Genomic DNA, 24,475 nt, shown 5'->3' on the forward strand with positions numbered 1-24,475 from the left:
GTTATGCTTCCGTGCGATTGCCGCGCTGCGCTCGCAATGACATGAGTTTTAAGATATATTTCATCTTCCGAACATTTGTTGTACAGGGCTCCGGCAACTTTATGTGATCCGCTTATCCGGCGTTCAGGCTAAAAAAGGCTGAAGTTCTTTAGCCAGGTATTGCACATAAGGTTCGTTCATGATATCCCTCCTTGTTTCATGTTCGCCGGGAATATCATTTGTTTTTATTTTGCCGGTTACAAGATGCTCCCAGCCCAAATCAGGATCGGGATAAATACCGGGCGACCGGAAAACAACCATATCTCCCGAATAGCTTTTGGGTTTATACTTACACTGTAGCAGATACAATGAATTACCCGTGTATCTCCTTGCAAACAGATCCGGAACCGTTTTCTTTGCCGAAAGATATAGCCTGAATACTACGCCCGATATTTTAAAATTGAACATAAAAAGCGGACCAGCTATTTTACTCTTTGCCTGTACCCAAAACCGTTGGGATATATAATTAACCTTTTCTTTCCAGGGTAAACTTTTAATATTATTAAGATGCCGGTAGATTTTTGCAAACCGTTTGGGCTGGTTTGTATGATCAGCCACGATATTAACCGAATGCCTGTAATAAGGAGAAATACCGTTAAAGCTTGCAAGCAGAGCTACATTTTGTCCCTGGTTAAGCAGCTGCTGTGCCATTTCAAATGTAATTAACGCCCCTAAACAATAGCCGGCCAGCTGATAAGGCCCCTCAGGCTGAATTTTCCGGATCTCACTGATATAGTATTCGGCCATATCTTCCATGCTCGAAAAAGGCAGATCGGTACCATCAATACCTTTGGCCTGGATACCGTATAAGGGTTGGTCATCACCTAAATGCATTGCCAGGTTCCCATAAAACAAAACATGGCCGTGACCCGCATGTACGCAAAATACCGGCGTTTTATTACCCCGGGGCTGAATAGGGATAATTGATTTTGAGGCCGATGGAACTTTGATGATATCAGTAAGCACGCCCGCCATTTGATATATGGTAGGGGCACTAAAAATAGTAGCAAGAGGAAAACTTTTTTGAAACTCCTCCTTTACTTTGGCAAAGATCATTGCCGCAAGAATCGAATTGCCACCAAGCTCAAAAAAATTATCATGAACACCTACCTTCTCCGTATTTAATATAGTCTCCCAGATAACAGCCAGCTTTACTTCGGTACAGCTTACCGGGGCTGTATACTCCCTGCAAAAATCGGCCAGGCATGCCAGCTGTTTTTTGTCAACTTTACCATTCCTTGTCAGTGGCAGCTCTGTAAGTTCAATACAAGCAACAGGCACCATATACGCAGGCAGCTTTTTCTTTAAAAAAGCTAACAAACTATCCTTATGATACGCTTTGTTGGGTACAACATATTGCATTAAACGGCTATGACCTTTATTATCGGCAACGGCAAGCACTACCGCATGGCTTACCAGGCCGCTTCGTAGTATTACATCTTCAACTTCGCCTGGCTCAATACGATAACCGTTTATTTTTATCTGTTCATCGGCACGGCCCAGGTATTCTATATTTCCATAGGGTAACCATTTTACTTTATCCCCGGTTTTATACATTCTGTTAAAAAGGCCATCATCAAACGGGTTAGGGATGAATTTTTCGGCGGTGAGTGCTGGCAGGTTCAGGTAGCCCCGCGCCAATCCCGCTCCTGCAATATAAAGCTCGCCGGCTATGCCGGCAGGCACTGCCTGAAGATTATCGTCAAGAACATAAAGCCGGGTATTGGAGAACGGTTTACCTATCGGTACGGTATGATATTCTTCATCAATGTTTACCTTATGGATACACTTGCCTATGGTAACTTCGGTAGGGCCGTAATGGTTATAAACATGGCCCTGGTAATGCGACTCCCGCAGATAATTTAAAATGCTTAAAGGGAATACCTCACCTCCAAAAATGACTACTTTTTTCGGCAGGGCTATTTTTTGCGCCCCGGCGTAAGAAAGCCATAAAGAAGGGACTATCTTAATACAATCAATTTCATGATCGTTAAGATAAGTACTAACGCCCCCGCTATCCACAATTAATGTCTTTGGTAACAGATGAAGACAGCCTCCCGTTAACAAGCATGAATGTATTATGGAGTGCCCGGCATCAAAAACCAACGGAGAGAAGAGTGCAAAAGATTTACAACTATCAAGATGGGCGCTTTCAATAACACCATAGCAATGATCAATTAATGCCCTGTGTTCAATCATCACCCCTTTGGGACTGCCCGTAGTACCCGATGTGTAAATCACATAGGCCAGATTGGCTGGGTGAATAGCGATACTTAAATTATCTGCCGGATAGCCACTTATCAGCTCATGATCATTCAGGGACAATAGTGATACTTCTTTAAAATCCCTGAGCTTAATTCTGCTTTTATCATTACAAATAACCAGTTGGGCACGGGTATCTTTCAGCAAATAAGCTATCCTGTCAGCAGGGTAATCAGCATCAATAGGTACATATGCCCCTCCTGCTTTCAGGATACCTAAAACAGCAATGATCATTTCGACAGAAGGATCAATACAAACCGGCACCAGTACACCTGGCTTTACACCTGCGTTACATAAATAACGGGCAAGTTGATTAGCCCGCCCATTCAGTTCGGCGTAGGTTAGCTCCTCCTTTTCAAACACTAAGGCCTTAGCATAGCCGCTTTTTATTACCTGCTGCTCAAAAAGTTCATGTACGCATTTATTTTCCGGGTAAATGACTGCCGAAGTATTCCATACCGAGGTTAATTGCTGAAATTCAGCTTCCGATAATAACGGCAATTTTGTTATTTGCTGAAAAGGATTTAACGCAACTGCTTCCAGCAAAACCTCAAAATGTTTTGCCAGCAGCTGCATGCTTTCGGCCTTAAACAGTATCGAATTATAGGTTAAAGTAAAATTTAATTCATAGTTGGCATCTTCTATATATAAAGCAATATCTATACTATGACGGGCATTTTCCGGAACGCTTATGTTTGATGTCCAGTCAGCAATTTCCTTACTTCCAATCAGCGCGTTGCGGTATGAAAATATGAGGTTGTATAAACAGTCATCACTGTTTTCACTATCAGTAAGGAATGCCTCCTGTAAAATCTCGTATGATACATCAGGATGCAGAGCATATTCGGCATTGATATGATTTACCCGGGCCAGCAGATCAATAAACGTGGTATTGCCGGGAAACTGGATATGGAAAACTTTTGTATTGTGATGCGTATCTATAAAATCACCGGTTTCATCCACCCGGCATTCAATAGCCGGCAAGCCGATAACAATTTCGGTTTGACCGGTATACCTGAATAAAAGCACATTATAAGCTGCCAATAAGGTTGTATGCAGGCCTTTATCAGCATCGCTGTTAATCTGCCTGAGCGAATCAATAAGCAGATGCGGAATGGAGAATGTTATGCACTCTGTTTTATAACCGCTTGCGTGTGATCGGGGAAAGTCGGCAGGCATTTCCAGCCGCCGTACACCGGAAGCCAGTTCATGTTTCCAGAACAAGACCGGGTCATCGGTTAGATAGGTTATTTTATCGGGAGTACTCCCATAGTTGACATCACCGTTTTGCAGAGGCTCTTCTAAAATTTGTTCCGCAGGAAAAACCACAGAGCCTTGCTGCAATGTATTTATTTTCATATCACAGACTTAAAAATTGATTTATAATACCGGAGGTGTCAGTTTAAATTTACATAAAATCAATTAGCTTATAACTATCAGTGGAATTTTTTAAGAAAATGTTTTCAACATTTTCTTATGGCTTGTGTTAAAATTTCCTTTAAACAAAACCTTTTTCACAGGGTTAAAAACTTAGTCAATAAGGCAGCCAGTGGCTGATCAATAAAGGGATCATAATTTTATAAAAACATCGATACAATTATTGCAGAAATTTGCTTCAGTCATTTTATTGTTTGCAATACAAAACCGCATTGCTTTTAAATCAATTATGATTTTTTAAACACCCGGCAGTGTGGATAACCCATATGAAAAACATTACTGGTAACGAGACTGTTACAACTCAAACAGAACGTAACAGGTAAATTTGAGCACAGCCTTCAACAATTATGAACCAAATCAACAAAGCAGACATTAAACAGGAAGTATTTGACCTGTATGATGATTACGCGCATAACCGCCTTGACAGGCGCGCGTTTGTGCAAAAACTATCCATGTATGCAGTGGGTGGCTTAACCGTTACGGGGTTGATGAGTTTCCTGATGCCCGATTATCAATCGACCATTCAGATTAAGCCTGATGACCCGCGTTTAAAATCGGGTTATATCAATTACCCTTCGCCTAAAGGTGGCGGCACAATTAAAGGGCTATTATCCGAGCCTGCCAATGCTAAAAAGAAACTTGGAGGTATCATTGTAGTTCATGAAAACCGGGGCCTGAACCCTTATATTGAAGACGTTGCAAGAACGGCTGCCCTGGCAGGCTTTATTACCCTTGCACCTGATGCACTTACCCCGCTGGGTGGCTATCCGGGTAATGATGACGAAGGGCGTACTATGCAGGCCAAAAGGAATAAAGGTGAAATGGAGGAAGATTTTATAGCAGCCTATGAATACCTGAAAAACCATAAAGACTGTAATGGCAAGGTAGGAGTTGTGGGCTTTTGCTATGGCGGAGGAATTGCCAATATGATGGCCGTGCGTGTTCCCGACCTGGCAGCAGCTGTCCCTTTTTACGGAAGCCAGCCGGCTGTTGAAGATGTTCCTAAAATTAAAGCTCCCTTATTGCTGCACTACGCAGCATTGGATACCCGGATCACAGAGGGCTGGCCGGCATATGAAAAAGCCTTAAAGGAAAATGGCAAAAAATACCAGGCTTTTATTTACGAAAATGCCAACCATGGCTTTCATAACAATACTACTCCCCGTTATGACAAAGCCGCGGCCGAATTAGCCTGGAAACGAACAATTGATTTTTTTAACGAATATTTAAATTAAGGGCCGATTACCCCGGCCCTTAATTTATAGCTCATTAACATTATACAGAAGGGGTTATATCTTTTGGGGTATCCTCTTCTTCTTCGCGCTCTACTGTTATGGTACATTCTGTAACCAAAGCGGCCAGGGTACCTACTGCAGCAAAAACAGGTGCAAGTATCATCCCGAAAAGGCCCACGCTTAACGGAAAGGTCATTAGCTCTTTGCCATGTTTATCTGAAATGGTGATCCTGCTGGCCTTACCTTCATGAATAATTTCTTTTATTTTTCCCAATAACGCTTCGCCGTTAATTGAAAATGTTTCTTTGGTGCTCATGTTTTTATTTAAGTTTATATTTTAGATGAGCGTATGATCTCCTTGTTACAGGCCTTGCCAAATATGACAATACAGGCCATAGCAGGATGCCAATAACTGCACAGTAGATTATTCTTTCCGTTAAATGCTTACTTCCACCTTTTTACCGGTTTTAACCGCAAGGTAAATGGCATCGATGAGCTTCAGGTCTTTTACTGCTTCTTCGCCGTTTACAGGCACTACCGGCTTTTTGTTATTAAATATAATCTCGGCCATCTCATCCATTTGTACTGTTTGATGGGTGGTTACGGGCTGATTAAGCTCTCCTAAATGAGTGCGGCCTCTAATAGGGCCGTAACCGGTAGACGGCTGCATTTCGGCAAAGCCCTTTTCGCCGTCGAGGAAAAAGCGGTCGAGGTTATTCATATTATAGGTAGACAGGCAAGATGCCACCGCCCCGCTTGGAAAGCCAAACTGGAACTGGATAGTTTCATCAACCCCTTCTTTAAATTTCACCGGATCTGTCTTGGTTTCCTGGGCGGTAACCCAAACCGGTTCTTCACCTGTCATGTAACGCGCGCCATTGATGGCATAAATGCCGATATCCATCATCGATCCACCTCCGGCCAGTTGTTTGTTGAGCCTCCATTGTGCCGGATCGCCAATGGTAAAACCGCATTGCCCCTGAAAAAACCTGATCTTCCCAAACTCACCGTTTTGCCTCATCCTGATCACTTCAAGGGTTTTGGGTTCAAAATGCATCCGGTAACCAACCAGCAGTTTTACGTTGGCTTTTTTGCAGGCGTCAACCATTTCCTGCCCCTCTTTGGCGTTAACGGCCATTGGCTTTTCGCATATAGCATGCTTACCGGCTGCCGCCACCCTGATCACAAAATCACGGTGCAAGCCATTAGGTGTAATAACATACACGGCATCGATATCGGGATTGTTTTTGATATCATCGAAATTTTGATAGTTGTAGCAGTTTTTATCAGGAATACCATATTTACTTTGCCATGCTTTAACCTTTGATGGTGTACCGCTGATCACCCCCACCAGTTTAGCTTTGGTACATGACTGCATGGCTTGTGCAACCATACCTCCGTAGCCTCCAAGTCCCATAATGGCCACGCGCAATACAGGGCCATCATAAGGTTGTTCAATTTTATCGGTTCCTGCTGCCCATCCGGCCAGCGGCGCAAGTTGAAGCGCCAAAGCTGATAAACCCAATTTTTGTAAAAAATCACGACGAGAATTCATAGGTGTGTTTTTTGGTTGATGACAATTTACATATTTCCAGAAAACATATCTACACGTAATCTGATTTTTACTAAAATCTGCTATAATCCTATCATCGTTGTATTACACGTATTTAAACATCAATGAGGCGGATGTAGCTGTAGCAAGTATACGGCAGAAATTGCCCCCTGTTTTACCAATTTCTTCGGCAGTAACCTTATGTAAAGTTAATGGGCGAATATCGTTCAGCAACCGCCCAAATAAAAAACGAGGCTACCCTGCGGATTGCCTCGTTTTATGTCGTAGTTAAGTGCGTTTGTGAACTACGTATCTCAATCCCGATTTTAAACGGTGACTGATTTTACATATGCAGCAGGATACAGTTTACGGAACATAGCGTAGGTCACTGTTACCATAGTGAAAGCAACGATAGCATCTACAGTAGCCGGAAAACCGATTACGGCAACCTTGGATAAGAAGGCAAATATGATATCGAACAAGATACCGGCAAATACCCATTCTTTTAACCTCAGTAACCTGTTAGGTGTTAAAAGTACAGCGACGCCTGTAAGTTTAGCAACACCAAGAAAATAAATAAAGTGCGGTGGGTAGCCTAATTTTAAGGTTATGTCCCAAACAAATTGATTTTTAGTAAGCTCGCCAATTCCGCTTGCTGCAAACCATAATGAAGTAAGTACTGCTCCGATCCAATAGATTGTTTTTACTGTTTTTGTTGTCATGATATTTAGTTTTTGAGTTGTTTGATGACTCAAAATTGTGGCAAAAACAGGGAAAACTTAAGGGCTTTCGGGACGAGGAAGACAAATTAACCTGCCGACCGGACAATTGCGAACTCGACTATGTTTATTAATTACTATCCATTTTATGTTTTTATATAAAAATCAAAAAGTCTCATAGGTTTCCCTATAAGACTTTCATTTGAATGAGGCTTTCAACTATACAGCCTTATCGATTTTGAAAAACATTTCGCTGGTATATAAATTCTTCATCTGCTCCTTGTAAAGCTTTGCATAATAATCTACCGTATATAAACTTATTTCGTACCGGTATTTTTTATAGTTGATAGCCCTCTTCGTTAAGCGGGAAGGTATAGCCAACCCAAAATCCGACGGCTTATAGTTATTTAATTCCGCATTATTCACTTTTTTATCATCAATCCATACGCCCGATGTACGTGAGTTTTTCCAAATATCAAGATCAGCCTGGCTTGGTTGTTTGGGCTTCAGCGGCTCGGCAGGATAAGTAAATCCCACTATTTGTTGCTCCTGCTGCGCGCGGCTCATGTTTTTGAACATTGCTTCCAGTTGTGCTCTGTCTTCGGCAGTAATTTTTGCAGGATGTTTGATAAAGCCATCCGGGCTTTCTACATACTTGTTAATTATCTGACAATACTCCTTTATCACAGCTGCCGAAACGCCTGTTTTTGAACAAGGATAATCACTTACAATCATTGATTTTGAGTAGCGTCTTGATATAGCTGTATCGCCCGATGTTTTTTCTATTATTGGTTTAGGATTCTTTACCGTAATGGAACGGGCAAAAGCCTCCGTTTTAGAACAAAACAACAGAAATGCCGAAATAAATACGGGGACAGTTACAATTTTTGCCCAGATGGCATTAATTGCAGGTGTGGATCTGGTCATCATAATTAAACGTTTTTTTATGGTTAAATAATTGAATTGACTCGTGATACTTAATCCGCTGGCCCCGCTGGCTGTATTAAGCAGTAAATATTGGTAGCTGCTTATATCTGCAGTGCTGCCAATTACAGCGGCATCGGCAATAAACTCATGATTTAGTTCGATGCTCTTTCGGTAAAAAGGAATAAAAGGATTAAACCAGCAAAACGCCTGTAATAACTCTATCAAAATAATATCAACCGAATGAAGCTCCCTTACATGGGTTAGCTCGTGCTTCAAGATAGCCTCGTCGATATTTCGCCTGTAGTAATCTTGCTTACTCAGAAAGATATTGTTCAAAAAGGTAAAAGGTGCAAGGTTATTCTCCATTAATACCAGCTTTCCTCCCTTATAGGGTAAATGATCACTGCTTTTTATGGTTGAATTAACAATGTACAAGTTACGGCCAAACCTGAACAGCAATAGCAGCACCCCTGAAATGTATAACCCCAATAAACCATACTGCCAATAGTTCGTTTTCCTGGCAATGACGGTTACAGTATCGTGAGCTGACACCGCCTGCGGTGTTTCCAATACCCACAGATCATTTATGGGTTTGAGCGCCACGGTTTCTTTAACCGGTTTTATTACTTTAATGACAGGGTTATCACTCTTTATCCCGATAAAAGGCACGGCCAACGAAAACAAGATGCTAAACAGCAGGTAATACCTGTTAAATGTGTAAAGCGTTTTGCCTTTTAAAAGCAGATGGTAAATGCCCAGTAATAAACCCGAACACAGGCTGAAACTGATAATGTTATTGATCATCTTTTTTCTTATTAAGCTGTTCGTCAATTATTTTTTTCAGGTCCTCCAGCTCAGCATCACTAAGATTAGCCTCGCGGGTAAAAAAGGATGCAAATTGCATGGAAGAATTTCCGAAGAAATTCCTGATCAACCCTTTCACATGGGTCGAAAAATAATCAGCCTTTTTTACCAGCGGGAAATATTGCCTCGAATTACCCATCAGGCGATAGCCTACAAACTCCTTGTTCTGCATCCTTTTCAATAAAGTGGCAATGGTAGTTGTGGCGGGCTTAGGATCGGGATAGGTATCGATAATGTCTTTCATAAACACTTCGTTCCTCTCCCAAATTATATCCATTAATTGCTCTTCGGCGGCGGTTAATTTCATAGCTACTCTATCTTTTTAGAATTTACTCTACAATTGCAGAGTAAAAGAATTATAATTCAAAATATTTCCTGAAAAAAATTTAATGATCTAACTTATAGAGAGAAAAAAATGATCTCTGCGGAACGCTGTTAATTTTATACACGAGGTTTTCTTCCAACAAACCTAACCACGCTGCCAGTACCGATATGATAGTCGCCTTCGCCTAAATCAACTTCAGTTTCTTCCAACACCAGAAAATTATAGCCTTCGAAATCGGCAGCAATTTCATCTGTAGAGAACAGCATTCCTACGTCCTTTGGGCCACCAACTTTTGGATTGATTTTAACGTTGTGTAAGTTATTCTTACCAAAAGCTTCAAAAACGATCACCCCTCCAGGTTTAAGATAACTGCTTAGCTCTTTATGAAACGAAGACTTTTTCCCGGCTGCGAAGTGGGCATAAATTAATCCGATGGCGTCAAACGCTGCTGTTTCAAAGCTCAGTTGTTCCTGATCGCCCACGAGATACTTTATGGTCACATCATTTTCCTTCGCCAGTTCCAGCGCTTTCTCTTTCCCCTCTTCACTCAGGTCAAATGAAGTTACATCCCAGCCTAATTTTGCTGCAAAAACCCCGTTGCGGCCTTCTCCATCGGCCGGCATCAAAATCGCTCCCGGTTTAAGCTTTCGGAGCCATGCGGCAAAAAAATCATTGGGTTCTTTTCCATAGGCATAACCAGTTTGTTTGTAACGTTCATTCCAAAAGTTTTTGTAGTGCTCATCCCATGTGTTCATGTTTGTTAATATTAAAATTGTTCAAAAACCAATTGTTCATATACAGCGATGCCTGCGGTTGTTTCTGTAACAACAGTGTTTGCTACCATAGGCATGCGGGTTGCATTATCGCCGCAGGCAAAAACTCCTTTATTATTTTGCTGTTACAAAAGTAATTTGGGTACTAAGACAAGCGATAGGACAAAAATTTAGTTAAGCAGGATTTATTTGAAATTATGTCTGAATACCTCAGGCGAATAGCCAGTATGTTTTTTGAAAAAACGGATAAAGTAAGACACATCTTCATAGCCCAGGCGGTATGCCGTTTGATTAACCTGGTTGGATGTTGCCAGCAAACATCTTTTAGCTTCAAGGATAATTTGTCCGTTGATTAGTTCAGAACTGGTTTTGCCAAGCGCCGCTTTAACGACGGCATTTAACTGGTAAACAGAAAGATTAAGCATTTCTGCATATTGTGCAACCTGCTTGTGGGTAAAAATATGGACCTCTAAAAGTTCCAGAAACTTTTCAAGCCGTTCCTGCATATACAGGGTGGTTGTTTCGGTTGGCCTGCTGCTTTGCTGCCGGGTTAGTTCGATAAAGAAAATGCCCAGGTTAGCCTTGATCACCTCGTCATACCGCTCGTTTTTTTCAGTGAATTCCTGGAAAATATAGGTCAACAAGCCAAGTGGTTTTTTAAACCCTCCGGTGCTAAACTGATAATGGTTGGTATGACTGGCTTTGCGTAATAAATAGTTGAATGATTTATCGTTCGGAAAATAGAATTCATCACGAAATTGCAGGAGATACCCTGTGCTTGCTGCATTTAAAATAAGCTGATGCACCTGGCCCGGGCGGATGAAAAAAACAGACTGATTGGAAATAGTGTACGGTGTAAAATCGATATTATGGCTTCCCGAAGCATTTTCCAAAGCAAGGATATAATAGAAATCATGCCGGTGCAGCTCCTGTACCATGTCCTTTCCATCCAGCAAACTTTGAATATCGCGGATACTGAAGGCATCAGACAGGGCTGGCTCCTTTTGGCCTGCATTAAGATGTCTTACAGGGATGCTTTCCATTTATCCGTAAAACTAACAAAAAAAGATCTGCATCTTATTTAGTAAAGCATGTATGCCCTTTCGAGCATACATGCTTTAAAATGAACTAACTTTGTCACTTGCAGCTAAAATGCATGTGGCTTATAAACGTTTTTAATGCTGCCATCAGCATATAGTTCAAGAATAGCATAACCCGGAGGAGTTTCTTCGTAATACCCATCCCCGGCAGATTTCTCATCTCCCTTGCCCCACCAGAAACCGCTCATGGCGCCATTGCAAAAATATTGGGTGCCGTTATAAGAAGCCGTATCCAGCAGGTGGTTATGGCCGCTTAAACAAGCTTTTACCTTATCGCGGTGCTGATAGAACAACGCTTTCAGCTTTTTATAATCGGAGTGCATCCCTCCTTCCCAAAATGGCGTTACGCCTAATATCGGGTAATGCGACATCATTAAAACAGGCGTGTTTGCCGGTAATTGTTCCAGTTCCTTTTTTAACCAGTCAAACTGCTGGTCATCCAGTGTAATGGAAGGGTTGTTGCCATCTAAAATAATAAAATGCCAGCCCGATTTGCTGAAGCTATAATACCGGTTAGGGATGCCAAGGCGCTTTACCACATAATCCTTGCCGTACATAGCATCTGCATGATCCGGAGCGGCCCACCAGGTATCATGATTGCCAATGCAGCTATGCACTTCATATCCTTTCAGGTCTTTCATGCAATCATCCCATAAGTTCCACAATTCGGTAACGCGTTCGCGTTTTACATTATCATAGGATGCATCAAATATCGAATCGCCGCCATTCAGAAAAAAATCCACCTTTTCATTTTTGATCGTTTCAAGGCATTTTTTAAATTTCTGAGGGGCATCCAAATCGGGCCTTATATGCACATCGGTAATATGGGCAATTTTTAATGCCGGCTTTGCTTTTACACTTTCTGCCGCGTTAGCAATGTTGCTGCTACGTGTAACCAATCCGGCTGCTGCCAGAATGCCCGCGCCTTTTAAAATTTCTCTTCTTTTCATATATCTATGATGATTAGAGGGCTTTACCAGCCCGGGTTTTGGGTTAAATTTTTATTGAGCAATAACTCTGTTGTTGGCAGCGGGAAGTAATAGTTTTTAGGATCGGTAAAGGTTTTAACCAATGTAGGGTTAACTACTACGTTACCACTGTTGCCATTACTTAGGTAAATATCCTTACCCACTACAAAGTACGATACATTAGGCAGCGTAGTGGCCGGCTTGGCTGTTACCAGACTTACGTCAGGCTGTCCGTCGCCATCCAGGTCAAAAGTACCCAGGCCCGGGAAATACATGCCTGTAAAAATTTGTGCCAGCAATGATCCGCTTTTCCAGCGCATAAGGTCGTCATAGCGGAAATTCTCGCAGGCCAGTTCAACCCGGCGTTCCCTGCGGATCTCAAGCAATACGTTTTGCAACGATCCGGATAAATTAGGGTAAGTAGCTGCCAATACAGGATCTACGGGTGTGCTCATGGTTAAATGCGGCATGCCTACCCTGTCGCGCAGCAGGTTTATGGACATGTCCAGGTCGCTTTGGCTAAAGCTGCCTGTTCCGGCACCTGCCAGTTCGGCTTTTGCTTCGGCGTAAATCAGCAACATTTCTGCATAACGGAATACAATACCTGCGTTATAGTTGGTATTGTAAGTAGGCGTTGCCGGATCATAATATTTGATCTGCTGGTAACCGGTTGGCGCGGGGCCTAATATACGTGCACCTTTTAAATCACCGTAAGTAACAGTAGGCGGCAAAACGGTTTGCGCCATCCGCGGATCACGGTTCGCGAACTCGTCCTTAATCATCTGTGTTGCATAACCCGCTGTAGATGTATAAGGCGTTCCGCTTTTGGTAAGGTAGCTATTTAACAAGCTTTTGGTCAAGCTTAAACCATAAGCCCTCATATTACCGTCAAGCGCGGTGGTAACGTGCAGGGTATTGCTATAATAGTAACCCAGTATCACCTCTGTATTCTGCGGATCGGTAGGTGCGTAAAACAAAAACAGGTTCAGATAATCCTTGTCTGGGCTGCCGGTACTATACAGTTTAAAGGTGCCGCTTTTTGTTACAGCAAGTGCTGCGTCATTAGCCGTTTGCAAAAATGGCTGCCAGCCGTCTATACCATGATATTTTCTGAAAGTACCTTCGTGCAGGCCTACACGGGCCTGCAAGGCAAGGGCTGTCCATTTGGTAATGGTTCCTGAAGGGCCGGTTGGATTAATATGGGCAGCTGCAAAGCTCAGGTCGGCCATTACCGAATCCATTACCAGTTTCCGGGGATCCCTGCCTTTGTATAATTCGCCATTATCATTAGGCAAAATGGTTGAACCGTACCATGGCACATCACCAAAGCGCTTTACCATATCAAAATAAAACCAGGCCCTGAAAAAACGAGCGACCCCAACATAATGGCTTTTTACAGCTTCGGAGGCATTGGCTTTCTGATAGTTTTGCAAAAAGTAATTCACCTGGCGAAGGTAAGTCCAGGTCCAGCCGGCCTGGCTGGCACTGGTAGGCAGGGTGAGCTGACCGGCAACAACCTTATTAAAAGGATTATTTTCATAATTATCGCTTTGCTGATCGCCCAAAGCAACAGTATTAATACCCGGCAAATAAGAATACAAGCCGTTACAATAAGTATTAAGGTCATTGGCATTGGCAAAAAAGTTTTGCTGCGTTAAGCTGGATACGGGGTACCTGTTTAAAAAATTATCTTTTTTGCAGGATGTTAATGATAAGCAGGTTACCATTACAAACAGTATGAGGATATGAATATTTTTCATTTTAATGAGGATAAACATGATGCATTAAAATTTAGCGTTAATACCGAACGAATAGCCGCGCTGGAAAGGATATACCTTACCGGCACCCCAGCTGCCACCCAATCCTTCAGGATCAAAACCTTGTGGCAGTTTGTCTGATTCCCAAAGGTCCTCACCGCTGAAATACAGCCTTAGGCGGTCAACACCTATTCTTTTAAATACAGGGAGGTTAAATGAATAGCCCACAGTTAAATTTTTAAGGCGGATGTAAGCAGCACTATAAGTATACCGTGTTTGTGGTACAGCGAGGTCAACCCAGGCACCGTCATCGCCTGCACGCCAGCCTTTCAGGCTTGGGTAAAATGCGTTAGGGTTTTGAGGGGTCCAGGTATTGCCCACAATGTTCTTGTACACATTATCCCATGGGGCAAAAAAGCTGCTCCAGTAATAACCGCTGGTACCCGGCCAGAAAGATTCTTTGCCTACACCCTGGAAATAAATACTGAAATCGAAGTTATTCCATGCAAAATTACCGCCGAAACCAAAGTTATAACGAGGGGTTGTATTGCCTATCACATGCGCATCGCCGGAATTACCGATGGTACCATCACCGTAATCAATTTTACCATCGTGGTTCAAATCGGCATATTGCAGTTCACCTGCTTTGTTCCAGGCATAATAACCCTGCAATTTCGACTGGTTTGGTGCGGCCTGTGCAGCGGCATCTGTCTGGAAGATTCCCAGGGTAGTTAAGCCCATAATATCGCCAACATGTTCCCCTACGTAGTAATCACCGCCAAACCAAAATTTGTTAGGATTATTATAACGGGTTATTTCTGTTTGCGCATCCCATACATTGGCACGCAAGCCAAATACAAAAGGTTTGCCCGCCAATAAAAACTGATCGTTATAAGTCAGGTTTAATTCCCAACCCTGCGTACGCAGATCGGCAGCGTTTTCCTGAGGCTGTGTGGCGCCCAGCACTGCAGGAAGCTGAAAACCTTTGGTGATCATGTTTTTGGTATCGCGCTGGTACCAGTCAAATGTTGCATTCAGTTTGCCAAACAGCGTAATATCAATTCCGGCATCTTTGCTGTATACTTTTTCCCAGGTTAAAGCAGGTGAAACCAGGGTAGCAGGGTAAACTGCCGTTGGCTGTGAACCTCCTAATATATTGCCTATCTTACCGGAACTCAGGGTAGAGATAAAATCATAGTTGCCCAAACTTTGATCATTACCTAACGAACCATACGAGGCGCGTAATTTCAGGTTATTAACAACTCCTGTTAAACCTTTAAAAAACGGCTCTTCAGATACCCGCCAGCCTGCCGATGCGGATGGAAAGAAGGCATAATGATCATTAATCGGGAAACGTGATGAACCATCATAGCGACCATCTAACTCCAAAAGATATTTGTTATCATATGAATAATTCAGGCGTGAAAAAACACCCCTTACTGCCCATTGATAGCCATTGCCCTGAACCGAGGGAGTAGCGCCGGTAGTTACATCAAGATAACCAACCTGGTCGCTGATGAGGTCATTGTTCTGGGCCGAAAAATAATTGTATTTATTCAGCTCCTGGTTATAACCAACCATTCCTTTAAAGTAATGCTTCCCAAAGCTTTTTTCATATTCGGTATACAGGTTAACGGCCTGATACGAATTATCATCTGAATAAGCAGAAGCATCGCTATGGCCAGCATAGGATATCGGTTGATTAGGGCCGGTTTCATAAGGCAGCGCAACGTGATAAACCTGGTTGTAATCGTTGGTTGACCTGAAAGTATAGTCGCCCTTAACCCGCCAGGTGTTATTAAACCATGATGTAGTAAAACCAATTGTATTTTGGGGCTGATTGGTAACGGTATTGCCACGGCCGCCACTTTCCAAAAAGCCAAGGTATGTTCCATCTGAGGTATAAGAACCATCGGGATTTTTAGGAACCGACAATGAATTTGAGCGGCCAATCTGGTGATACAAATCGCCCGATGTCCAATCTGAGGTCCATAAAGAAGGATAATTGTAAATTGTGCGGTTATAGGCTGTATTGGTATAAATGTGCAACCAGTCGTTAACCTTAAAATCAAGTTTTGCCCGCATGTTAATCCGGTCATAATGATCCGGGTTATAACGGAACACACCATTTTGCCTGTTGTAATCTGCCGAAACATAATAGGTGATCCTATCGCTGCCGCCGCTCACACTCAAATTATGGGTTTGGCTAATGTTATCAGGTTTATACAACTCATTAAACCAGTTAGTAGCTCCGAAATAATCATAAGCATTCGGGTTAGTCGGGTCAACAATAGTTGCCGGCAGGCTTGGGTTTTTCGAGCGTTCCTGAGCATAATCAACGGCCGCAGTATTATACAAGTTTACACCATAATAAGCAGCATATGCCTGGTTTTTAAAATCGATAACAGTTGCCGGATCAGTTACAACATCGGGCAGGTTAGTGATTTTATGGATAGCAATGTTTGAACTATAGCTTACTTTGGCTGCGCCATTACCTTGTTTTGAGCCGGTTTTGGTGGTGATCAGGATTACACCGAATGCTGCCCTCGAGCCATAAACTGCCGCTGCGGCCGCATCTTTTAATACGGTTGCGCTGGCCACATCATCAGGGTTAATATTGTTGATATCGGTAGTAACGCCATCTACCAATACCAGCGGGCTTCCTCCGTTAATAGAAGTAAAGCCACGGATATTAAAAGAAGGAGCCCTACCCGGCTGTCCATCAGACGAGGTTACATTCAATCCTGCTAACTGGCCCTGCAAACCACGCCCCGCATTGGGTATGGGCCTGTCTTCTAAAACACTTCCACTCACCGTAGCAACTGCCCCGGTAAGGTTTACCTTTTTCTGGCTGCCATAACCTACAACAACTACATCATTCAATTTCGATTGATCCATTTCAAGCGCAAGATTAACCTCCTGCTGCCCGTTAACAATCACTTCCTTTTTCTTAAAGCCTACAAAAGTGAAAACGATAACCTCGTTGCTTTCCGCAATAATCCTGTAAAAACCGTTTGCATCCGTGGCTGTATGTTTTGAGGTACCTTTAATGCTGATATTAACACCCGGCAACGGGAGGCCTTTATCGTCTGTTACTTTACCGGTAATGGTTTGCATCCAGGGTAAAATGGTTGTTGATGCCGGCTTTTCGTCAATCACGATGGTATTATCAGTGATGGTATAAACCAGCGACAGATCTTTAAAAATCAGATCAAGGGCCTGTTGGATTGTTCCGTTTTGAAGATTGATACTTACTGCGCCGGCATGTTTAAGCAGTTTGCTCTCATACCAGAATGCATAACCGCTTTGTTTTTTGATCTTGCTGATAACTCTTTCAACAGAGGTATTCTTTTCCGATAAATTTATATTTTGCGCATAGGTACTGGCCGACGCTTTGAGGCAAATAAAAATTATTAAGAACATCGTAATTTTCATAATCATGAAAATTTTAATTAATTGTCTTCGATTAATACGCAGAAGACCGGGGAGCGTATAAAAATTCATACTTTTGTTTCGTTTGGGTTTAATGTATAAATGTCTGTCACAAGATTTTTTTCGCTTCGGCGAGAGGTGAACCCAGCATCCGCCGGCAGTGTTCCAGCACTTCCGGCTTTTTTATGAGTTCCCTGAAAAGTGATTATTTCTCCATATCAATTCATTAAGGGTTAAAGATTTAGTTATTGTTTAACGATAAGCCGCTTACCTTCCAGCGAAAACCGGATATGGGTAAGGGTTAATATTTTTAACAGTTCGGACAGGTTTGATTTCCTGGAGATGGATCCGGTAAACAAGCGGCCCGAAGGCTGCCCCTGGTATTCCACATCCACATCGTACCACCTGGATACCATGCGCATGATGGTTTTGATATCAGCCTCTGAAAAAGAGGTTATCCCGTTTTTCCAGTCTACCGCGTCATCCACGTTGGCAGGTATAATTATAATATCTTCACCGGATATAGCCTGCTGGTGGGGTTTTAAAAACATAGTTGTTGGACCGTTAGTAATTTCCACCGATCCCTCCAGCAAAGTTGTTATAATATGGCCTTCTTCAGGATAGGCCATCACATTGAAATGAGTACCCAAAACAGTGATAGTTTGGCCACCCGTGATCACCGTAAACGGCTTATGCTTATCCTTGGTCACCTCAAAATAAACCTCTCCGGTAGTTTCTACATTTCGCTTATTGGCCGAAAAAGCAACAGGAAAACGGATAGATGAAGCGGCGTTAAGCCAAGCCTGAGTCCCATCAGGCAGGATAACTTTATATTCGCCTCCGCGCGGCGTTGTGATAGTATTAAATTCGGGAGCTTTATCAACGGTTTCGGCCGGCTGACTGGCATTATCGCCCATCAGGTAAGAAATGAGCCCGCTGCCCGCTTTTTGTATGGTTGTAGCCCCCTGCTGTGCCAGGTTGCCGTTTTGAGCATTGTTCAACGTAATTTGCTTGCCATTTGCCAATGTCAGCACTGCTTTGTTGCTGCCCGGGCCAACATCATTTTTAACAAGGGCTATTGGTGTGCTGGTTTGTTTTGCCGGTTTTAAATAAAAGTAGGTTCCGATACTAAGTACCACCAGGATAGTTGCCGCTGCTGCAATGTAACGTGTAAAAAAGTGCATACGCCTAACCGGGGTTACTGGCATACCCTCATTCATTTTCATGCGGATATTTTGCAGCATCAATTGTTGTAATGCCTGTTCCTGTTCGGCATTCAGTGTAAATGAGGTATCCTGAGCTAATCTTTTATAATATTCCTCTAACAGGGCTTGCTCCTGGGCTGTTGCTTTCCCTGAGATGTACTTATCAATTAGTTCAAAAAAAATAGATTGTTCCATGCTGCTTTGATATTAAGTACCAAAAACATGGGCACACCCTACGGTAAAAATGATTTTTTTGTAAAAAGATTTAATTAGCTAAACACAGTGCATAATAACAGCCACACAAGTGCTCACAGTTAAACCATTGCGGATATGGTTTAAGGATTTTGACAATCGCTTTTCAACTGTTTTTTCGGAGATGCCTAACTGAAAGGCGATTTGTTTGTAGGTTAAGTTTTCTTCCCGGCTCAGATGGTAAGCTTCCCGGCAATCCAAAGGCAGGGTATTGATCAGCCGGTTTAATAAGGCTTGTTGTTCTTTATACAACAGGGGGTTATCATGGATGATCTCTACGGTAACCTGTGCAAGACGCTCATAAAAGGCATCGTTTACTTTTTGTTCCCTGATTGACTTAAATACCGCAAAGCGCACCGCCTGCTGCAGGTAAGCTTTTAAATTTTGGATCTCTACTTCGGTACGTCGCTGCCAGATACTGATAAATACATTTTGAACAATATCTTTAGCCAGCTCATCATTGCCAAGTACGCTATTGGCGTTATTATACAAAAGCTTCCAATACCTCAGGTAGATTTTGGTGAAAGCATCTTCCTGGCCTTCCTTTAATAAGGAAATCAATTCTGGATCAGTAAGATTCTGTAACGCTGCCATTTCAGTACAAAGAAAAGAGAGATATATTACCTTACTGTTAAATGAAGCAAGCAATTACCAATATTTCTGTCAATGGGATCTTCCATTTTAATAGATATTAAAAATTTTAAAAGCCCGCATCCTGACTTTTCTCACCTGCCGATACTTGAAAATTGCTTCCGGCAACCCTCAACTTCCCCCTTTCTTACGCGGATAAACCGTATCAGATAAAAAAAATTTAATTTTTTTTTCCGTTAAAACAGCCCCTGCAGCCATGAAGTGCCATTGTGGATCAAGCGTATCGAAAGCATTGTATCTTGCTTTTAATCAATAGTTTACAATAAATTTGTTTTATCAAACCAATTATCCGGCATCTTCCTTGAAACAACAGTAAGACCGTATGCTAAGCAAAAAAAAGCCGGGCCCGACAGCCCGTAAACGGCTTGTTTTTATGGCCTTACGCCGGATAAAACCATTGTAAACTAAAAAGCTAATTTATGAACAACAAACCAAAAACTACCTTTGCAACCCTGTTGGGCCTGGCGCTTTTTGCGGCCGTATTTTTCACTTATTGTACCAAAAAACAGGTTTCGCCGGCTGCACCAGGAAATGATGCCGCCACAGCTAAATTACAAACTCAGGCTACCGGCTTTATCCATCCAGGTATTCTCAACACCCAGCAAACCCTTGCTTATGCGGCCCAGCAAGCCAACTCAAACGATGCCAACCGGCTGGCTGCTTACCAGTTTGTGCTTAACTATTGCAACAACCACAGTCCCAGCGGCGCTTACAAGGCTACAGTACAAGTAGCCGGCGGCGTTACCACGCCTGATGAAATTGCTTTTAAAGGCGATGCCCTGCTCAGCTATGCCCTGGCGCTGCGCTGGTCAAAAACAGGCACCGCATCTTACGCAACTACTGTAAAACAAATCCTTGATGGCTGGGCCAGTCATTTCCAAAACTTCAGCGTAACCGGCTCACAGCCTAACCAGGCTTCGCTTGAGGCTTCATGGGCTGCGCCTACCTTTGCTGCTGCTGCCGAAATTATCAAATATTACATCCCGGCCAGCGGCGTTGGCGGCGGCTGGACTACTGCCGAAAACACCCAGTTTGTAAACTTTCTGAACAACATGAAAGATAATTACATCAATAACGTGCCCAACTTTAACAACAACTGGAACGTATCTGCAGGCTATGCTAAAATGGCTATCGGTGTATTTGAAGACAGCCAAACCGTATACCAGAACGGTATTACAGATGTAAAAACCGTGCTGCCAAACGTAATCGCTTCTGATGGTTCGATGAATGGTGAAATCTGCGGCTCGCACAACGATTACGTGCATTACCAGTACACCCTTACCGGCCTAAGCTATGCTGCTAACATTGCCGGTATCCAGGGCGATCTGTCTATCTACTCGGCCAGCAGCAGCCGTCTGTTAACCGGGTTTAACTACCAGTACAAACTGATGCACGGCACCGTTTCGCCGCCATGCTCACCTAACGGCAATGTAAACAACCCTATCTGGCCGGGCATTGAGGTGGCCAACCGTCATTACAACACTACCGAAACCAGTTATATTGCCAGCAATTATGTGTGCGACACTAATGGTTTACCTAATGGCGATATCGGTTTTCTGTGCTGGACAAACTATACCCACAATAACGTACCGACTACCTTTTAAAGGGGTACACGCTTAATAAATCATTTTCCACAAACCGCTCCGGTTATATGGCTCATACCATTTAACGGAGCGGTTTTAGGCTTTCTGCGGATGACAATCTGCAATGTGCATCTGACATAATAGCCAGATGTTGAGCCTAAAACAGACAAAAGGACGTGAAATGGTTCGCAATAAATCATCTTTTAAATTGGGAATGTAATTTGAGGCCTGCTTTTTGAAAGGATTATTATGGATAGCTATTCAGCTACAATTATCAATGCTGTTGATAAAGTAAAGACAGCAGTTGTAAAGATTGAGATTTTTAGTAATGTGAACGGGAAAGAGCAGGCTGCCGGAACGGGATCAGGGTTTTTATTTTCTTCGGATGGGTATCTGTTTACCAATAGCCATGTAATACACAACGCCAAAAAGATTTCGGTAAAGATGCATGACGGTACTAACCACCCGGCCGAACTTATTGGCGAGGATCAGGACACCGACTTAGCCATTCTTAAGATCAGCGGTGCAGAATTTACACCTGTTAAATTCGGGGATGCAGATCAGCTCCGGATCGGTCAGCTGGTTATTGCCATTGGCAACCCTTTAGGATTTCAACATACCGTAACAGTCGGCGTAGTTAGTGCACTGGGCCGCACATTGGAAGGCCAGGCTGGCCGCCTGATGGATAGCATGATCCAAACGGATGCTGCACTGAACCCAGGAAATTCAGGCGGGCCATTAGTAAACGGCGATGGTGAAGTTGTGGGTGTAAACACTGCTGTGATCAGGGGGGCACAGGGGATTTGTTTTGCCATCAGCATTAACACCGCCAAGGATATCGCCAATCAGCTTATCAGATTTGGCAAAGTAAAAAGAGCGTACCTGGGGGTGGTGATGCAACAGATAGACCTTGTCCCGAAGCTTCGCGCAATTCACGAGGTACCAAATAAACAGGCATTGTTTGTTTCGGAAGTAGCTGTGGACAGCCCTGCTGCTAAAGCCGGGATCCTTAGCGGGGATATTATTTATTCCTTCAACAACCAGCCAGTTGAAACGTCGGATGGTCTTTTTAAGATGCTTACCGAAGATAAAATAGGTCAGTTCCAATATATCGGGATCCTTAGGAATAGTTATAAAACCGAGTTCAGGATAACGCCGGTGCAAAAGAACTAATGTTACAATTTATTGGTTGCAAGAGACAGATTATCAAGGATACTGAGTAACCAAAGGAATTTTGCCCCATGATTTTAATTCGGCAGTTAAGATTGGGAAACGCGGGCCGGTTCCACCTAATTCACCGCAGGCTTTGCTAAAAACAACCTGTTTAATTTTATGGTGCCTGATAACGTATGAACAAAGGATGCAAGGTTCAACGTTGGAGTAAAGTATGGTATCTTCACAACTCCCGTGATCATTAATCGCGTTCAGGATGGCTAATGTTTCAGCATGCCGGGTGATATCCTTTAACCTGCGGCTCTGTTCAAAAGCTTCGGCTATAATAACGCCATCTTTAACAATAACACATCCCACAGGGCTTTCGCCTTCGGCAGCGGCCTGTTGGGCTAATTGAAGACAGCGTTGCATAAATGGTTCGTGATTGCTCATAGGGTTTAAATGTATTTGCAAAAATAAGGCATGCCATTAGTGACTATACTATGGCATGCCTTATTTTTTACCGTTTAGTTTTTACTTTACTGTTTTTTTATCCAGGAACTGCCTGATAGTTGCAGCTATTTCATTACCGTGACTTTCCAGTGCAAAATGGCCGGCATCATATAAATGATATTCCAGGTTTTTAACATCTTTTTTGAAAGCTTCGGCACCCGCTACCGGGAATATATAATCGTTTTTACCGTAAACGATCAGCATTTCGGGATTGTGTGTACGTAAGTATTCCTGCCATTTAGGATATAGATCCACATTGGTACGGTAATCATAGAAAAGATCAAGCTGGATCTGTCCGTTTTCCGGCCTTTCGAGGTGACGCAAATCTATTTCCCAGTTATCAGGACTAATAAGACTTGTATCAGCTACGCCATGAGTGTATTGCCATTTCAGGCCGTTGGCATCATGGAAAGTTCTTAAAGTGGCTTCTGCTGTTTTATCGTTATGGTCTTTCCAGTAAGCTTTAATCGGGTCCCAGAATGCTTCCAGACCTTCGTCATAAGCACATCCATTTTGCACAATCAGGGTTTCCACACGTTCGGGATTAGCCGAAGCAATACGCCAGCCAACAGGTGCGCCGTAATCCATCAGGTATAAACTGTATTTGCTAATCTGGAGCTGGCTCAGGAGTTCGGTAACAATTGCAGCAAAATTTTCAAAGGTATAGGCAAAATCAGCAATTGGAGGCTGCTCACTTCTACCATAACCAGGATAGTCGGGTGCGATCAGGTGGTACTTGTCGGACAGATCATTAATAAGATTTCTGAACATGTGCGACGAACTTGGATAGCCATGCAGTAATACCAATACAGGTGCATCTTTGGGCCCTGCTTCGCGATAGAAGATGTTCACACCATTGATGTTAATGAAGTGATGTTGTGTTTGATTTTTCATGTTATTTAATTTAAAATTGTTTATTCATTATTACCGAACGTTCGGTAAATATAGATTATATAAAAATCCATTTCAATTAACCGCATTATTGATCATATTTCAATCATGCAGCTAATAGTTCCGGGACCCTATCAAGACTGTTTTTAAAATAACTATTGTCGCCGGTAGCCCCTGTTAATACAAGCGAGCCCTGGATTGTCAGGTTAATAAGCTTTGCGTTCTGCCTCGCTTTGTCCGCCGATATGCCCAGATCTATTGCAATATCCGTAAAACCATCGGCCAGCAGGTTAAAGCAATTGGTAACACCTTCTTTAAATGCATCGGCATCTGTACCTACCGATAATGTTCTGAGCAGGCAATTATTAGCGCCGCCATTGTACAACTCGTCAATGGCGTTAATCATCTTTTTTAGCCTGGCTGTTGCAGGTACATTTTTGTTTGCCGATTCGGCTACGATACACTGCAAAATCCATTGTTCCACAATTTCCAAAGCATGTTTGGCCATCTCCTTTTTACCGTTAGGGAACCGGTGATATAAGCTGGCTTTTTTTAACCCGGTAGCCTTGGCCAGGGCCTCCATCGATGCACCATCGTACCCCAACTCGCTGAAAGTTTTAAACAGCTTCAGGTCTACATTTTCAGAGTTAACTTTTTGAGTGCGCATATTTTAGAATTATCTGTATTCGTTATCTTCTTTTGAATTACAATTCAAATATACCGAACGTTTGGTAAAATAAAAATAAATATTAAACTATCCCCGAAAACCACCACTGATTCCATAAAAAATACCACTAAGTAGTATGGCCCTTATCTCAAAAAGCTGAAAACCGCGTGC

The 24,475-nt window shown here is 42.8% G+C and carries 19 protein-coding genes; 3 read left to right on the forward strand and 16 right to left on the reverse strand.

Going from position 1 to position 24,475, the window contains the following annotated elements; translation table 11 throughout:
* Positions 1 to 123: 123 nt before the first annotated feature.
* Positions 124 to 3,660, reverse strand: a complete 3,537-nt coding sequence (locus tag ACFFGT_RS13925; protein WP_377023150.1) for a non-ribosomal peptide synthetase — start codon at positions 3,658 to 3,660, stop codon at positions 124 to 126.
* Between the two features lie 425 nt (positions 3,661 to 4,085).
* Here ACFFGT_RS13925 and ACFFGT_RS13930 point away from each other — a divergent pair, with 425 nt between their 5' ends.
* Positions 4,086 to 4,973, forward strand: coding sequence for a dienelactone hydrolase family protein (locus tag ACFFGT_RS13930; RefSeq protein ID WP_377023151.1), 888 nt, complete (start codon positions 4,086 to 4,088; stop codon positions 4,971 to 4,973).
* A 40-nt stretch (positions 4,974 to 5,013) separates the two neighbouring features.
* Here ACFFGT_RS13930 and ACFFGT_RS13935 read toward each other — a convergent pair whose 3' ends face one another.
* The 12 genes from ACFFGT_RS13935 to ACFFGT_RS13990 form a co-directional block, all read right to left on the reverse strand.
* Complete coding sequence (locus tag ACFFGT_RS13935; RefSeq protein WP_377023152.1) at positions 5,014 to 5,289, reverse strand: DUF4342 domain-containing protein; 276 nt, start codon at positions 5,287 to 5,289, stop codon at positions 5,014 to 5,016.
* 120 nt (positions 5,290 to 5,409) lie between these two features.
* Positions 5,410 to 6,528: a Gfo/Idh/MocA family protein gene (locus ACFFGT_RS13940; protein WP_377023153.1), complete on the reverse strand. Its 1,119-nt coding sequence runs from the start codon at positions 6,526 to 6,528 to the stop codon at positions 5,410 to 5,412.
* A 323-nt stretch (positions 6,529 to 6,851) separates the two neighbouring features.
* Positions 6,852 to 7,247: a DoxX family protein gene (locus ACFFGT_RS13945; RefSeq protein WP_377023154.1), complete on the reverse strand. Its 396-nt coding sequence runs from the start codon at positions 7,245 to 7,247 to the stop codon at positions 6,852 to 6,854.
* 216 nt (positions 7,248 to 7,463) lie between these two features.
* Positions 7,464 to 8,975: a M56 family metallopeptidase gene (locus ACFFGT_RS13950; protein ID WP_377023155.1), complete on the reverse strand. Its 1,512-nt coding sequence runs from the start codon at positions 8,973 to 8,975 to the stop codon at positions 7,464 to 7,466.
* Entirely contained in the window at positions 8,965 to 9,342 is a 378-nt protein-coding gene (locus tag ACFFGT_RS13955; protein ID WP_377023156.1) for a BlaI/MecI/CopY family transcriptional regulator, read from the reverse strand. The genes ACFFGT_RS13950 and ACFFGT_RS13955 overlap by 11 nt, the downstream gene beginning before the upstream one ends.
* A 134-nt stretch (positions 9,343 to 9,476) precedes the next feature.
* Complete coding sequence (locus ACFFGT_RS13960; protein ID WP_377023157.1) at positions 9,477 to 10,115, reverse strand: class I SAM-dependent methyltransferase; 639 nt, start codon at positions 10,113 to 10,115, stop codon at positions 9,477 to 9,479.
* A 203-nt stretch (positions 10,116 to 10,318) separates the two neighbouring features.
* Positions 10,319 to 11,176, reverse strand: coding sequence for a helix-turn-helix domain-containing protein (locus tag ACFFGT_RS13965; protein WP_377023158.1), 858 nt, complete (start codon positions 11,174 to 11,176; stop codon positions 10,319 to 10,321).
* A 104-nt stretch (positions 11,177 to 11,280) separates the two neighbouring features.
* Complete coding sequence (locus tag ACFFGT_RS13970) at positions 11,281 to 12,183, reverse strand: metallophosphoesterase family protein (protein ID WP_377023159.1); 903 nt, start codon at positions 12,181 to 12,183, stop codon at positions 11,281 to 11,283.
* A 23-nt stretch (positions 12,184 to 12,206) separates the two neighbouring features.
* Positions 12,207 to 13,961: a RagB/SusD family nutrient uptake outer membrane protein gene (locus ACFFGT_RS13975; RefSeq protein WP_377023160.1), complete on the reverse strand. Its 1,755-nt coding sequence runs from the start codon at positions 13,959 to 13,961 to the stop codon at positions 12,207 to 12,209.
* Between the two features lie 24 nt (positions 13,962 to 13,985).
* Positions 13,986 to 17,381: a TonB-dependent receptor gene (locus ACFFGT_RS13980; protein ID WP_377023161.1), complete on the reverse strand. Its 3,396-nt coding sequence runs from the start codon at positions 17,379 to 17,381 to the stop codon at positions 13,986 to 13,988.
* A 254-nt stretch (positions 17,382 to 17,635) separates the two neighbouring features.
* Entirely contained in the window at positions 17,636 to 18,790 is a 1,155-nt protein-coding gene (locus tag ACFFGT_RS13985) for a FecR family protein (RefSeq protein ID WP_377023162.1), read from the reverse strand.
* A 78-nt stretch (positions 18,791 to 18,868) separates the two neighbouring features.
* Complete coding sequence (locus tag ACFFGT_RS13990) at positions 18,869 to 19,441, reverse strand: RNA polymerase sigma-70 factor (protein WP_377023163.1); 573 nt, start codon at positions 19,439 to 19,441, stop codon at positions 18,869 to 18,871.
* A gap of 476 nt (positions 19,442 to 19,917) precedes the next feature.
* Between ACFFGT_RS13990 and ACFFGT_RS13995 the strand changes: the two genes are divergently transcribed.
* Positions 19,918 to 21,102 (forward strand): alginate lyase family protein, encoded by a 1,185-nt coding sequence (locus ACFFGT_RS13995; RefSeq protein WP_377023164.1) that lies wholly within the window; start codon positions 19,918 to 19,920, stop codon positions 21,100 to 21,102.
* A gap of 228 nt (positions 21,103 to 21,330) precedes the next feature.
* Positions 21,331 to 22,254, forward strand: coding sequence for a S1C family serine protease (locus tag ACFFGT_RS14000; protein WP_377023165.1), 924 nt, complete (start codon positions 21,331 to 21,333; stop codon positions 22,252 to 22,254).
* A 33-nt stretch (positions 22,255 to 22,287) separates the two neighbouring features.
* Here ACFFGT_RS14000 and ACFFGT_RS14005 read toward each other — a convergent pair whose 3' ends face one another.
* From ACFFGT_RS14005 to ACFFGT_RS14015, 3 genes are all read right to left on the reverse strand, one after another.
* The gene (locus ACFFGT_RS14005; protein WP_377023166.1) at positions 22,288 to 22,686 is read right to left on the reverse strand and encodes a nucleoside deaminase; all 399 of its coding nucleotides are present in this window, start codon (positions 22,684 to 22,686) and stop codon (positions 22,288 to 22,290) included.
* Positions 22,687 to 22,767: 81 nt separating this feature from the next.
* Positions 22,768 to 23,640 (reverse strand): alpha/beta fold hydrolase, encoded by an 873-nt coding sequence (locus ACFFGT_RS14010; RefSeq protein ID WP_377023167.1) that lies wholly within the window; start codon positions 23,638 to 23,640, stop codon positions 22,768 to 22,770.
* A 103-nt stretch (positions 23,641 to 23,743) separates the two neighbouring features.
* Positions 23,744 to 24,304: a TetR/AcrR family transcriptional regulator gene (locus tag ACFFGT_RS14015; RefSeq protein ID WP_377023168.1), complete on the reverse strand. Its 561-nt coding sequence runs from the start codon at positions 24,302 to 24,304 to the stop codon at positions 23,744 to 23,746.
* Between the last annotated feature and the right edge of the window lie 171 nt (positions 24,305 to 24,475).

The sequence above is a fragment of the Mucilaginibacter angelicae genome (genome assembly GCF_042434235.1).
GTDB lineage: Bacteria > Bacteroidota > Bacteroidia > Sphingobacteriales > Sphingobacteriaceae > Mucilaginibacter > Mucilaginibacter angelicae.

Bases quoted from the DNA above. Each gene is read 5' to 3' on its own strand.
- ACFFGT_RS13925 (WP_377023150.1), bottom strand. From the start codon at position 3,660: ATGAAAATAAATACATTGCAGCAAGGCTCTGTGGTTTTTCCTGCGGAA.
- ACFFGT_RS13930 (WP_377023151.1), top strand. From the start codon at position 4,086: ATGAACCAAATCAACAAAGCAGACATTAAACAGGAAGTATTTGACCTG.
- ACFFGT_RS13935 (WP_377023152.1), bottom strand. From the start codon at position 5,289: ATGAGCACCAAAGAAACATTTTCAATTAACGGCGAAGCGTTATTGGGA.
- ACFFGT_RS13940 (WP_377023153.1), bottom strand. From the start codon at position 6,528: ATGAATTCTCGTCGTGATTTTTTACAAAAATTGGGTTTATCAGCTTTG.
- ACFFGT_RS13945 (WP_377023154.1), bottom strand. From the start codon at position 7,247: ATGACAACAAAAACAGTAAAAACAATCTATTGGATCGGAGCAGTACTT.
- ACFFGT_RS13950 (WP_377023155.1), bottom strand. From the start codon at position 8,975: ATGATCAATAACATTATCAGTTTCAGCCTGTGTTCGGGTTTATTACTG.
- ACFFGT_RS13955 (WP_377023156.1), bottom strand. From the start codon at position 9,342: ATGAAATTAACCGCCGCCGAAGAGCAATTAATGGATATAATTTGGGAG.
- ACFFGT_RS13960 (WP_377023157.1), bottom strand. From the start codon at position 10,115: ATGAACACATGGGATGAGCACTACAAAAACTTTTGGAATGAACGTTAC.
- ACFFGT_RS13965 (WP_377023158.1), bottom strand. From the start codon at position 11,176: ATGGAAAGCATCCCTGTAAGACATCTTAATGCAGGCCAAAAGGAGCCA.
- ACFFGT_RS13970 (WP_377023159.1), bottom strand. From the start codon at position 12,183: ATGAAAAGAAGAGAAATTTTAAAAGGCGCGGGCATTCTGGCAGCAGCC.
- ACFFGT_RS13975 (WP_377023160.1), bottom strand. From the start codon at position 13,961: ATGAAAAATATTCATATCCTCATACTGTTTGTAATGGTAACCTGCTTA.
- ACFFGT_RS13980 (WP_377023161.1), bottom strand. From the start codon at position 17,381: ATGTTCTTAATAATTTTTATTTGCCTCAAAGCGTCGGCCAGTACCTAT.
- ACFFGT_RS13985 (WP_377023162.1), bottom strand. From the start codon at position 18,790: ATGGAACAATCTATTTTTTTTGAACTAATTGATAAGTACATCTCAGGG.
- ACFFGT_RS13990 (WP_377023163.1), bottom strand. From the start codon at position 19,441: ATGGCAGCGTTACAGAATCTTACTGATCCAGAATTGATTTCCTTATTA.
- ACFFGT_RS13995 (WP_377023164.1), top strand. From the start codon at position 19,918: ATGAACAACAAACCAAAAACTACCTTTGCAACCCTGTTGGGCCTGGCG.
- ACFFGT_RS14000 (WP_377023165.1), top strand. From the start codon at position 21,331: ATGGATAGCTATTCAGCTACAATTATCAATGCTGTTGATAAAGTAAAG.
- ACFFGT_RS14005 (WP_377023166.1), bottom strand. From the start codon at position 22,686: ATGAGCAATCACGAACCATTTATGCAACGCTGTCTTCAATTAGCCCAA.
- ACFFGT_RS14010 (WP_377023167.1), bottom strand. From the start codon at position 23,640: ATGAAAAATCAAACACAACATCACTTCATTAACATCAATGGTGTGAAC.
- ACFFGT_RS14015 (WP_377023168.1), bottom strand. From the start codon at position 24,304: ATGCGCACTCAAAAAGTTAACTCTGAAAATGTAGACCTGAAGCTGTTT.